Annotated in this window: 12 protein-coding genes; 5 read left to right on the top strand and 7 right to left on the bottom strand. The window is 55.0% G+C overall.

Annotated elements, in window-relative coordinates; all coding sequences use genetic code 11:
• Positions 1-48: 48 nt before the first annotated feature.
• A complete protein-coding gene (locus L3069_RS02265; RefSeq protein ID WP_023299149.1) occupies positions 49-1695 on the top strand; it encodes a methyl-accepting chemotaxis protein in 1647 nt (548 codons plus the stop codon).
• A gap of 80 nt (positions 1696-1775) precedes the next feature.
• Here the strand turns inward: L3069_RS02265 and L3069_RS02270 are convergent, their stop codons facing one another.
• From L3069_RS02270 to L3069_RS02280, 3 genes are all read right to left on the bottom strand, one after another.
• Positions 1776-2741 carry a DMT family transporter gene (locus tag L3069_RS02270; protein ID WP_032625208.1) on the bottom strand — a complete coding sequence of 322 codons (966 nt, stop codon included), beginning with the start codon at positions 2739-2741 and terminating at the stop codon, positions 1776-1778.
• A gap of 75 nt (positions 2742-2816) precedes the next feature.
• Complete coding sequence (locus tag L3069_RS02275) at positions 2817-3641, bottom strand: AraC family transcriptional regulator (RefSeq protein WP_032621407.1); 825 nt, start codon at positions 3639-3641, stop codon at positions 2817-2819.
• 81 nt (positions 3642-3722) lie between these two features.
• The gene (locus tag L3069_RS02280) at positions 3723-4571 is read right to left on the bottom strand and encodes an SDR family oxidoreductase (RefSeq protein WP_038415158.1); all 849 of its coding nucleotides are present in this window, start codon (positions 4569-4571) and stop codon (positions 3723-3725) included.
• An 84-nt stretch (positions 4572-4655) separates the two neighbouring features.
• Between L3069_RS02280 and L3069_RS02285 the strand changes: the two genes are divergently transcribed.
• The gene (locus L3069_RS02285) at positions 4656-5042 is read left to right on the top strand and encodes a helix-turn-helix domain-containing protein (protein ID WP_022646846.1); all 387 of its coding nucleotides are present in this window, start codon (positions 4656-4658) and stop codon (positions 5040-5042) included.
• 93 nt (positions 5043-5135) lie between these two features.
• Here L3069_RS02285 and L3069_RS02290 read toward each other — a convergent pair whose 3' ends face one another.
• Positions 5136-7079 carry a bifunctional 2',3'-cyclic-nucleotide 2'-phosphodiesterase/3'-nucleotidase gene (locus L3069_RS02290; RefSeq protein ID WP_038415159.1) on the bottom strand — a complete coding sequence of 648 codons (1944 nt, stop codon included), beginning with the start codon at positions 7077-7079 and terminating at the stop codon, positions 5136-5138.
• Between the two features lie 190 nt (positions 7080-7269).
• Here L3069_RS02290 and cysQ point away from each other — a divergent pair, with 190 nt between their 5' ends.
• Positions 7270-8010 carry a 3'(2'),5'-bisphosphate nucleotidase CysQ gene (gene cysQ, locus L3069_RS02295; protein WP_022646848.1) on the top strand — a complete coding sequence of 247 codons (741 nt, stop codon included), beginning with the start codon at positions 7270-7272 and terminating at the stop codon, positions 8008-8010.
• Here the strand turns inward: cysQ and L3069_RS02300 are convergent.
• The gene (locus tag L3069_RS02300; RefSeq protein ID WP_038415161.1) at positions 8004-8561 is read right to left on the bottom strand and encodes a YtfJ family protein; all 558 of its coding nucleotides are present in this window, start codon (positions 8559-8561) and stop codon (positions 8004-8006) included. The two genes, cysQ and L3069_RS02300, sit on opposite strands and share 7 nt — an antisense overlap.
• Positions 8562-8885: 324 nt before the next feature.
• On the opposite strand from L3069_RS02300, the gene L3069_RS02305 reads away from it, so the two are divergent.
• Positions 8886-9092 carry a DUF1107 domain-containing protein gene (locus L3069_RS02305; RefSeq protein WP_003856054.1) on the top strand — a complete coding sequence of 69 codons (207 nt, stop codon included), beginning with the start codon at positions 8886-8888 and terminating at the stop codon, positions 9090-9092.
• Positions 9093-9427: 335 nt separating this feature from the next.
• Positions 9428-9835, top strand: coding sequence for a hypothetical protein (locus L3069_RS02310; protein WP_038415162.1), 408 nt, complete (start codon positions 9428-9430; stop codon positions 9833-9835).
• 82 nt (positions 9836-9917) lie between these two features.
• Here L3069_RS02310 and L3069_RS02315 read toward each other — a convergent pair whose 3' ends face one another.
• Positions 9918-11255, bottom strand: coding sequence for a hemolysin family protein (locus tag L3069_RS02315; RefSeq protein ID WP_022646849.1), 1338 nt, complete (start codon positions 11253-11255; stop codon positions 9918-9920).
• A gap of 250 nt (positions 11256-11505) precedes the next feature.
• Positions 11506-12147, bottom strand: coding sequence for a peptide-methionine (S)-S-oxide reductase MsrA (gene msrA, locus L3069_RS02320; protein ID WP_003856057.1), 642 nt, complete (start codon positions 12145-12147; stop codon positions 11506-11508).
• Between the last annotated feature and the right edge of the window lie 71 nt (positions 12148-12218).

The raw sequence follows: 12218 nt of genomic DNA on the forward strand, positions 1-12218 counted from the left end.
GCCGATAGATACAGGTCAGACAATACCTGTATATAAAAAAGGCAACGCATGTTTAAACGTATAAAAGTCATTACTCTTTTGATTTCGGTGCTGCTTGTGCTCGGCATCATGCAACTGATCTCCGCTGGCATTTTCATTAATGCGCTCAATAACGACAAAGAGAACTTCACCGTTTCTCAGCTTTCCAGCCAGAACGTCGCGGAGTTTACCGACGCCTGGATCAGCCTGAATCAGGCGCGTGTCACCCTTAACCGCGGCATGCTGCGTCTGCAAAGCAGCATGGCGTCGCAGATTAATGGCGGGCAGCTGAACGAGCTGGTCAATACCGCGAAAAACCTGCTGGCTGATGCCCAGACACATTACGATAAATATTACGCGCTGCCGGAAACGCCGGGTATGGACGAGCACCTGGCCGACAGGCTGGAAGAGCACTACCGCATCTACTCCGCCACGCTGACGCAAATGAACGTTCTGCTGGGGCAGGGCAATCTGGAAGATATGTTCAAACAAAATGCCGAACAGAAGCAGACCGCGATGCAAAAGGTCTATCGCGAATGGCGCGAGGCGCAGGCCGCGCTCACCGACAAAGGCATCAAAGACAATGAAAGCGACTACAAACGCATTCTGTGGATCCTCTCTGCGGTGATGCTGCTGGTGATCGCGGTGATTATTTCCAGCTGGATTGCGATGCGCCGCGTGCTGCTGCTGCCGCTGGAAGAGGTGATCAGCCATATCCGCGCCATTGCGGCAGGGGATTTAACCCAGCCGATTCAGGCTGAGGGTAAAAATGAAATGGCGATCCTGGCGCGCAACGTTCAGGAGATGCAGACTGCGCTGGCCAACACGGTGGGCGTAGTGCGTGAAGGCGCAGATACCATCTACACCGGCGCGGGTGAAATCTCGGCGGGCAGCAACGATCTCTCGTCTCGCACAGAGCAGCAGGCCGCTTCTCTGGAAGAGACGGCAGCCAGCATGGAACAGTTAACCGCCACCGTGAAGCAAAACGCCGATAACGCGCGTCAGGCGTCGCGTCTGGCGCTGGACGCCTCCTCCACCGCGAAGAAGGGCGGAAACGTGGTAGAAGGCGTGGTGCGCACCATGGACGAAATCGCCACCAGTTCCAGCAAAATTGCGCAAATTACCAATGTAATCGATGGCATTGCCTTCCAGACCAATATTCTGGCGCTGAACGCGGCGGTAGAAGCGGCGCGTGCGGGCGAGCAGGGGCGTGGCTTCGCGGTTGTCGCGGGTGAGGTGCGTACCCTTGCCCAGCGCAGCGCTCAGGCGGCGAAAGAGATCAAAGCCCTGATCGATGATTCCGGCGAGCGCGTTAACGCGGGCTCTCAGCTGGTAAATGAAGCGGGCGCGACGATGGCAGAGATCGTTAATGCAGTTACGCGCGTGACTGACATCATGGGTGAGATTGCGTCGGCCTCCGACGAACAGAGCCGCGGTATCGACCAGGTGGGCCAGGCGGTGGCGGAGATGGATCGCGTTACCCAGCAGAACGCCTCGCTGGTGGAGGAGTCTGCGGCGGCGGCGGCGGCGCTGGAAGATCAGGCCGCGCGCCTGAACGACGCGGTGGCGGTGTTTAAGATCACCCGTAACCAGGCGGTGAAAGCCGCGCCGGTAAAGACCTATGCACCTAAAGCGCAGCCCGTAGCGGCGTCTGAAGCGAACTGGGAAACGTTCTGATACTGTGCCGGGTGGCGCTGACGCTTATCCGGCCTACGGTTTTGTAGGCCCTGCAAGCTAAGCGCCGCTGGGCGAAAAGCTCACCCCTCCGACGCCGGAACGACCATCGGTTTTTCCGGCTTCGCTCTCACCGCAATCACCACCCCAACGACCAGCAGCGCGATCCCGCAGGCCGTTAGCAGCGGCGGCACGCTCTGGCGCATCAGGAAGGTATAGAGCAGCCCGGCCAGCGTTTCAAAGACAATCAGCGGCCCCAGTATCACCGTCGGCAGCTTCTGGCTGGCAATGTTCCAGCACAGCGCGCCAACCCACGAACAGAGCACGGCAATGGCGACCATTAACCCGACGAATACCCACGGGCGCGGTCCGAAGGGCAGGGCGAAATCCGGATGCTGGCTACCCAGCCAGATACATGCACCCACATAGCCCAGCAACGAGACAGGAAGCGTGACCAGCGCCTGCGCCGTCGCCCACATCATCGGATGTTTATCCGGGTTTTCCCGCAGCCAGCGTGCGTTGCGCAGGGCATACCAGGCCCAGCAGACAACCGAAATAACCGCCAGAAAGATCCCAGAACCGTAACGCCACAAGCTGAAGTTTTCGAGGCCGTGGCGTAGCTCGGCAATATTCACGCACACCAGCCCCACGGCGATGCATACCAGCGCAGGCACCATTTTTGACCACGCCAGTTTGCCGTCACGCTGGCTATAAAGCAGGTTTGCGAAAACCGGAATGACCACCGGCAGCGTGCCGATAATCATGGTCGACACCGGCGCACCGGTACGCTGAATGGCGCTCGCCAGGCAGACGTAGTAGATAAGATTACCCATCATGGTCAGCCACAGCGCGGTGAGCCAGTCCTGGCAACTCAGCTGGCGCAGACGCGCACGCCCCAGCCATGCCAGCGGCACGGCAATAAGCCCCAGCGCCAGATAGCGTCCGGTTGACTGCAATATTGCCGGGTACTCAGGCACAATCAGCGGGCCGACGAAAATCAGCCCCCACATCAACCCTGCAAGCAGGGCATACAACACGCCGCTAATCATCTTTTCGTCCACAGTAATACATGTTGTAGCCAGTGTAGGAGGCACAGATGCACGCGTATTGTATGAGGTTGCGCATTAGCGCGGCGAAACCTGCTTCTGGTAACGCACGGGCGTAATGCCGTAGCGGCGGGTAAAGGCGCGGGTCAGGTGAGACTGATCGGTCAGCCCCGTTGCGGCGGCCACCTCGGCGGCAGGCATGCCGTGGGTGAGGAATGCTTTGGCGCGCCACAGCCGGATGGCCATCAGCATCTGGTGTGGGGTGACGTGAAAATGGGCCTTAAACTGGCGCTGGAAATGGTACGGACTGAGCGACACAACGTTCGCCAGTTCGTCCAGCGTAAGGGCGCGCATATAGTTGTCGTGCAGATAGTCGCGAACGCGCTCGAAGCGGTGCGCGCCCTCCCGGGCTACCGGCGCGTGACGGGCCAGCGGCTGGAACGTCTCAATCAGATCCAGCAGCAACCCTTTTTGTGCCAGCGCATCGTTCGTATGCCAAAGGCCGTAAATCAGCTGGCCAATTTGCTGCGAGCGCAGCGGGTCGTGGCGGGTCACGTCGCTAAACCACCAGTGGCGCAGGCCGGTGACTTCTTCCAGCAGGTCGGGTTCGATATAGACCATCCGGTAGCGCCAGCCGCCTTCGGTGGCGGATTCGCCGGTGTGGATCTCGTCCGGGTTCATGGTCACGACCGATTTTTCAGCGGCTAAGTGTTGGGTTCCGCGGTAACGGAAGCGTTCGGCGCCGGTTTCAATGGTGCCGATACCGAAGGCTTCATGCGTGTGAGGCTCAAAGGCGTAGTCAGCAATATGCGCGTGATATAGCTCCAGACCCGGCAACTGCGCCAGATGGCGAAAGCGCGCGCTGTCTCTCTCATCAGTAAACTGTTCCGGTACGCCTTGCACGGTGAGCCTCCTTGTGGGTCATCGCTTCATTATCCGAGATGACCCGAAGGGATGCCACAAAAAATAACCAATTCTTAACAATTACAGAATGGCTTTGATGCTCTCCGCCAGCGGCGTGGTCGGACGGCCAATCAGTTTGCTCAGGGTACGGCTGTCGTCAAACAGGCCGCCTTTGGACGCACCGGTATCGGAATCCGCCAGCATCTCCGCCAGCCCGGCAGGCAGACCAACGCCTTTCAGTGCAGCGGCATAATCGGCTTCGCTGAGGTTCTGATACGTTACCGGCTTACTGCTCTGCTTGCTCAGCTCCGCAGCCAGTTCGCTCAGCGTCCAGGCATTGTCACCTGCCAGTTCATACACCTTGCCGGCGTGACCCTCTTCAGAAATCACTTTTGCCGCAGCCGCCGCGTAATCCGCACGGGTCGCAGAGGCAATTTTGCCTTCGCCTGCGGCACCTATAAATACGCCGTGTTCCAGCGCTGGCGGCGCGCTTGCCAGGTAGTTTTCGGTGTACCAGCCGTTGCGCAGCAGGGCGTAAGGCACGCCTGAAGCCGCCAGTGCATTTTCGGTTTCGACGTGCTCAACGTGCAGACCCAGCGGGGAGGTATCCGCATGCAGCAGGCTGGTATAGGCGATGAATTTCACCCCGGCGGCTTTGGCGGCGTTAATCACGTTCTGGTGCTGTACGGCGCGCTGGCCCACTTCGCTGGAGGAGATAAGCAGCAGCTTATCCACGCCGTTCAGGGCGGTGGTGAACGCGGCCTGGTCGGTATAGTCCGCCTGACGTACCACAGTTCCCCGCTGGCTTAAGGCGTCGGCTTTTGCCGGGTTACGCACAATAGCCACGATCTGGCTGGCCGGAACGGTTTTCAGCAGTTCTTCAATAACGTGTTGGCCAAGCTGGCCGGTTGCGCCGGTAATCGCGATCATGATGAATCTCCTTCGTGTTTGTCTGGTGTTGTGGCACACTATCACCATAACTAACTTTTAGTAAGTACGCACAAAAAGGTAAGTATGAAAACACCGATACCGACGCTCAGCGAGCAAATGCGCGATGGCAATCTCTTCGCAGAACAGTGCCCATCACGGGAAGTGCTCAAACATGTTACCAGCCGCTGGGGCGTGCTGATCCTGGTGGCGTTACGTCAGGGGACGCATCGTTTTAGCGATCTGCGCCGCAAGCTGGGCGGTGTGAGCGAGAAGATGCTGGCCCAATCGCTTCAGGCGCTGGAGCAGGACGGGTTTGTCGATCGCGTTTCTTATCCGGTTGTGCCGCCGCACGTGGAATACAGCCTGACGCCGATGGGGCTGGAGGTGAGCGAGAAGGTGGCCGCGCTGGCTGACTGGATTGAGGTGAATACGCCGAAGGTGATGGCGAATCGGGACGATCGTGCGGCATGAAATGCCGGGTGGCGGCTTCGCCTTACCCGGCCTACCCGCAATCCTCGATCCCGTAGGCCGGGTAAGCGCAAGCGCCACCCGGCACAATCATCGCTACCTGCTCAAATCCACCTGATAAATCGCGAACCCAATATCATCCGTCGCGACCTGTTTCATCGGATACTGCGCCTTATCCTTGATAAACGCGGCTGCTTTATCGGACGGTGATGTCTCAAAGCGAATATCCAGCGTCGTGTCGCTGTTGATCGGCGCCAGACGCCAGTTGTTATCCACCGCCGGATGAATTTCACCCGCTTTTTTCGACTCCGCGCTAATCCACGCCGCCAGCACCGAACGGTTCTCATCCGGCGAGGCAAAGGCGATGTGGCTGTCACCCGTACCGGCAAACTTACCGCCATAGGCGCGGTAGTTGTTGGTCACCACCAGGAAAGTGGCATTCGGATCAATCGCTTTGCCGTTGAAGGTCAGGTGTTTGATGCGTTCTGCCTGCGGATTAATGGCCTGACATTCGCCGTCATATTTCGCGGGCTGGGTTATATCAATCTGATATTCCACGCCGTCGATCACGTCGAAGTTGTAGGTGCGGAAACCGTCCCAGTTTATCAGCGACTGCGGTTTGCTGCTGTGCGGATCGATCTGGTTGAACTGTCCGGCAGAGCACTCCAGCCACTCCTTCACCTCTTTCCCGGTGGCTTTCACCACCACGAGGGTGTTGGGATAGAGGTAGAGATCGGCGGCATTACGGAAGGTTAGCTGGCCTTTTTCCACCTCAACGTAGCTGGCCGGATCGTTCTTACGCCCGCCCACTTTGAATGGCGCCGCGGCAGACAGAACCGGCAGATTGGCCAGATCCGGATCGCCCTGAATATAGTGCTCGGCATAGGCTTTCTGCGCCATGTTGACTACCTGCACGGTCGGGTCATCCTGTACCAGCGCGAGGAAGCTGTACATGTTATCAGCCGATTTACCGATCGGCTTGCTGACAAATTCACGCGTTGCGTCGTGGTCATGCTTCAGGACATCGACCAGCTTTTTATCTTCTTCGGCCAGGGATTTTTTTGCAGCGGCATCATAAATCGGACGCGCTTCCGCTTTCGACTGCGTGACTTTCCAGCTCCCGCTGTCGTTATTCAGCACCAGATCTACCACGCCAAGGTGGTCGCCCCACATGCCCGGCATCACCGATGGCACACCGTTGAGCGTCCCTTTTTCGATGTCCGCGCCTTTGATACTGGCGAAATCTTTGCCCGGGAAGACGGCGTGGGCGTGACCAAACAGGATCGCATCGACGCCCGGTACCTGGCTGAGGTAATACACGGAGTTCTCAGCCATCGCCTGATACGGGTCGGCCGAGAGGCCAGAGTGGGCCACAACGACCACCACATCTGCGCCTTTCGCCCGCATCTCCGGCACGTATTTGCGCGCCGTTTCGGTAATGTCGTTGACGGTTACTTTCCCGTCGAGGTTGGCTTTATCCCACGTCATGATCTGCGGCGGCACAAAGCCGATATAGCCGATTTTCAGCGTCTGTTTTTTACCGTCCTGGTCGACAACCTCGGTCTCTTTAATCAGGTAAGGGGTAAAGAGGGGCTTTTTCGTCTTAACGTCGATGATATTGGCATTAACGTACGGGAATTTTGCCCCTGCCAGCGCATCGTGCAGGTATTTCAGGCCGTAGTTAAATTCGTGGTTGCCCAGGTTGCCGACGGCATAGTCCAGCGTATTCATTGCCTTATAAACAGGATGGATCTCGCCTTTCTTCAGCCCCTTCGCCGCCATGTAGTCGCTGAGCGGGCTGCCCTGAATTAAGTCCCCGTTATCGACCAGCACGCTGTTTTTCACTTCACTGCGGGCGGCGTTGATCAAACTTGCCGTACGTACCAGTCCGAATTTTTCGACAGGCGTATCTTTGTAGTAATCGAAGTCCATCATGTTGCCGTGCAGATCGGTGGTTTCCAGAATGCGGAGATCCACCGTCGCTGCCTGAACGCTTGCCGCAATCAGCGTTGCCAGGAGCGTTGCGCTAAACTTAATCATCTGAGGAGTCCTTTTTTCGATCCAAGCCACAAAAGAGTATGTATGTAGTATTTGTTGCTTACAGAAGTGTGAATGCTGCCAGAAAAAAGAACGCTGAAACCAGAATTGCTTCACAGATAGCGGAATTGTTCACATTACGATATAACTAAAACAATAAGTTATGCCCACTGCGTTAACGAAGAGGTGGAGAATGTTAGATCAAATTTGTCAGCTCGCACGGGATGCGGGTGATGCCATTATGCAGGTGTACGACGGTGCGAAACCGATGGATGTTGTCAGCAAAGCGGACGACTCCCCGGTGACGGCGGCGGATATCGCGGCGCATACGGTGATCCTGAAAGGTTTGCAGACCCTGACGCCGGATATTCCGGTCCTTTCTGAAGAAGCGCCCCAGGGCTGGGACGAACGTCAGCACTGGCAGCGTTACTGGCTGGTGGACCCGCTGGACGGCACGAAAGAGTTCATCAAGCGTAACGGTGAATTTACCGTGAATATCGCCCTGATTGAAAAAGGAAAGGCGGTGCTTGGCGTGGTTTATGCCCCGGTGATGAAGGTGATGTACAGCGCGGCGGAAGGTAAAGCCTGGAAGGAAGAGTGCGGCGTGCGTAAGCAGATCCAGGTGCGAGATGCCCGTCCTCCGCTGGTGGTGATCAGCCGCTCGCACAGCGACAGCGAGCTGGAGGAGTACCTGCAACAGCTGGGGGAACACCAGACGACTTCGATTGGCTCGTCGCTGAAGTTCTGTCTGGTGGCGGAAGGGCAGGCGCAGTTGTACCCCCGTTTCGGGCCGACGAACGTCTGGGATACGGCGGCAGGGCATGCGGTGGCTGCGGCCGCAGGCGCGCATGTGCATGACTGGCAGGGTAAGCCACTGGACTACACCCCGCGCGAGTCGTTCCTCAATCCTGGCTTCAGGGTGTCACTTTACTGAGTCAGCAGCTTATGCAGCAGGGCTACTACCTGCTGCACCTCATCCTGCGTCAGCGCGCCGTCCTTAACCCACTGTACGCGACCGTTTTTGTCCAGCACAACAATCGCTGAACTCTCTTCTTCCAGCTGCCACGCCTTACGCGTCACGCCGTTGCTGTCGACAATAAACTGCGACCAGGGATAGAGCTTCTTATTGCTCTCAAGGCTTGAGCGCACAAACATCCCGGAGCCGGGAATCGCGTCGTCGGTATTCACGATGGTGGTGGTCTGGTAGCGATCGTGCGGGAGTTTTGCGGCCTTGATCGCTTCCACGAGGGTGGCGTTTTTCTCTTTAGCGGATGTACGTCCGGCAATATGCTGTACAACTCTCACTTTGCCCGCAAGCTGCGCGCTATTCCAGGTTTTGTAGCTAAACTTATCATTGTCGAGAATCAATTCTCCCCGGTCAGCAATGCCGACCGGCGGGACACGTTGTCCTTTTTCAAGGTTGTGTGCGGAAGCCATCAGCGGCAGCAACAGGCAAGCTGCTGCCAGGAGGTTACGTAGGGTCATGGTGTTTCCTTATTGTGAGCAGGTGATCCGACCACTTGGTCATGCGCTTTTAATCATAAGTGCGATCAATGGGCTTTTCCCGCAATCCCGATGCCAGTTTGCGGGCGAACGCACATATCCACGCAAAAACGACGGCATATACTGCTCTGTATCACGCTTTGCAAAGATTATTCTGAATAATTGTAATCAAACGGTAAATAAACTTATGCACACTGGGTAAGTACGAGGTTCTGGTCTATAGTCATTGGGCATCAAAATTTGCGCTCAGGACAGTCGGGCCGATTGTGGCACCGCAAGGGCGTATGATTCGCAGGAGATACAAGAATGAAAATTTTCCAACGCTACAACCCGCTTCAGGTGGCGAAGTACGTGAAGATCCTGTTCCGTGGACGGTTGTATATCAAGGATGTTGGCGCTTTTGAGTTCGATAAGGGCAAAATCCTTATCCCGAAAGTGAAGGACAAACAGCACTTGTCTGTGATGTCCGAAGTCAACCGTCAGGTTATGCGTCTGCAAACTGAGATGGCTTAACCAACGTGCTATGCAGTAGTAGTTAAAAAGACGGCTCCCGATGGGAGCCGTTGATGTTTGTGGGGCCAGTCCAGAGACATACCCTGAAGCAGATAGTTTTGACATGGCGTTATTTGTATTAACGGGCATAACCATGAATTGATGAAGTTTTTCTTAAAATCTTTTTCAGTGCTAAAAATTGATATAAAACATTAAAAACTTGGTTCACTATTTGTCTTATTATCCATGGCATAAACAATACCCCTATACTTTTTATAAGCGAGTTGTAAAGAGGTCAGCTTTAACTGTTGGCTGAGAAGGGAAGCCGTTACGCATGGAAAATAAATGGAATAATTATGCATCGAGATTTGGTTTTTAAAAATAAGAATATATTCGTGTTATTTATGTTAGCTACCATAGGATATGGGATTTGGCGCATGCTTGGTGACTTTTTTTACCTTGAACAGACTATAGTTTATCGGCATGCCGTGGCTGATAAGTCTATGCTGTATATCACGGAAAGCAGCGCGGGTGCGACGACTTCTTTCGTATATAAATATTATCTTTACACGGCACAAAAGACCGATGAGGTTTTTTTAGAAGACATTAAAAATGGTTATGAACCTTTCCTTGTCACCACCGATCCTGGCGTGAAAGTTAGCATTGAAGACAGAACGATTTTTCTTAAAGTAAGCGGGGATATTTTTAAATTTAATAATATCGCAGGCTCTGCCTTTATTTATCTCAATTCGTCCCCCTTCTAAGGACTTAAAAATTATTTAAATTACATAAACGGCAGCTTCCGTTTTAAAACAAAAAGGGCAGCTCACCGCTGCCCTTCATAAATTACGCCGACACCTTATCTTCCGCATCTGGCAGCTTCGGTACCAGCACGGTCGGTTTACTATCAATGCGCGTTACCAGCAGTTGGTCGATGCGGTAGTTATCAATATCCACCACTTCAAACTTGAAGCCAGAGAATTTCACCGAGTCGGTACGTTTCGGGATCTTACGCAGCATAAACATCATAAAGCCGCCGATGGTCTCGTAGTTTCCGGACTGCGGGAACTCGTCGATGTCGAGCACGCGCATGACGTCTTCAATTGGCGTACCACCATCGATCAGCCATGAGTTCTCATCACGCTGCACAATTTGTTCTTCCAGCCCCTGGCCGACCAGGTCGCCCATCAGCGTCGTCATGACGTCGTTGAGGGTGATAATGCCCACCACCAGCGCATATTCGTTCATGATCACCGCGAAGTCTTCACCGGCGGTTTTGAAACTTTCCAGCGCTTCGGAGAGCGTCAGGGTGTCCGGCACAATCAGGGTGTTGCGGATCTGCACGCCGCTGTTCAGCGCCAGGCTCTGGTTTGCCAGTACGCGGTTCAGCAGGTCTTTGGAGTCCACATAGCCGATGATATGGTCGATATCTTCGTTACAGACCAGGAACTTGGAGTGCGGATGCTGCGCCACTTTAGTCTTCAGGCTCTGCTCGTCTTCATGCAGATCGAACCAGATGATGTTCTCACGGCCGGTCATGGAGGACGGCACGGTTCGGGATTCCAGTTCGAAAACGTTCTCGATCAGCTCGTGCTCCTGCTTGCGCAGCACGCCTGCCAGCGCCCCGGCTTCCACCACCGCATAAATATCGTCGGAGGTGATGTCGTCTTTACGCACCATCGGCAGCTTGAAGATGCGGAAAATGACGTTCGCCAGGCCGTTGAAGAACCACACCAGCGGACGGAAGACATACAGGCAGAAGCGCATCGGGTTGATGATACGCAAAGCCACAGCTTCTGGCGCAATCATACCGATGCGTTTCGGGGTCAGGTCCGCGAATAGAATGAACAAACCGGTGACCAGCGAGAAGGAGAGGATGAAGCTCAACTGCTCGGCCAGCTCTGCGGACATGTACTTTACAAACAGGCTATAAAACGCCGGAGAAAATGCTGCATCACCCACGATACCGCCAAGAATGGCGACCGCGTTCAGGCCAATCTGCACCACGGTAAAGAACATGCCTGGGTTTTCCTGCATTTTCAGAATGCGTGATGCGTTGATGTTGCCCTCGTCGGCAAGCAGCTTCAGTTTGATTTTACGGGAGGCAGCCAGCGAGATCTCCGATATCGAGAAAAATGCACTGACGGCAATAAGACAAAGTATTACTAAAATACTGTTTAACATAGTTTATCCGGCTTCTCGCCAGATCCTCAGAAGGGGAGTTGATACCATTCGTGTGAAGACACATTGAACTCAGCTCGTAGCGTTGAGCCGATTATTTCAGCGGTAGTATAGCGTAAAGGCGTGTAAATCTGCCAGAGGTCACGTTTTCGGCAAAAAGTGGCCGGATGAAAAGGCAGTGAGTGGTTAAGTAATGAACTGACACTTTTGCTTACAGGCGCGCCACGCGGCTCGCGTGGCGCTGATGCAGTAATCAGTCCTGCTGTGGAGGCAGACAGACGCCGATGCCGCCAATGCCGCAGTAGCCGTACGGGTTTTTATGCAGATACTGCTGGTGGTCGTCTTCGGCATAGTAGAACGGTTTCGCAGTAGCGATTTCCGTCGTGACCTGACGTTTATCACCGGCTGCCTGCATCGCTTCCTGGAAACGCGTCAGGCTGGCGTGGGCCGCAGCCTCCTGCTCAGGGGTGAGCGGATAGATGGCCGAGCGGTATTGGGTGCCGTGATCGTTACCCTGACGCATGCCCTGCGCCGGGTCATGGTTTTCCCAGAACACCTGGAGCAGCTGTTCATAGCTGATGACGCTCGGGTCATACACCACACGTACCGCTTCAGCATGACCGGTCTCACCGGAACAGACTTCGCGGTAGGTTGGGTTAGGCGTATATCCTCCGGTGTAGCCCGCAGCGGTGCTGTACACGCCCGGCAGTTGCCAGAACAGGCGTTCTACGCCCCAGAAGCAGCCCATGGCAAACAGGGCGATCTCCATTCCATCAGGAACGTTTGTCATTGAATGGTTGTTTACGGCGTGTAATGTCGCCACTGGCATAGGGGTGTTGCGTCCCGGTAACGCATCGGCTTGTGATACCAGATGCTTTTTATCAAATAAACTCACGGTGGGGCCTCCGGGGTAGCGTTGTTTCGGTTAAGGTTGTCACGAAGCGTTTAATTGAACACAATAAATGC

Origin of the sequence: Enterobacter cloacae complex sp. ECL411 (genome assembly GCF_021869665.1) — a bacterium.
GTDB lineage: Bacteria > Pseudomonadota > Gammaproteobacteria > Enterobacterales > Enterobacteriaceae > Enterobacter > Enterobacter intestinihominis.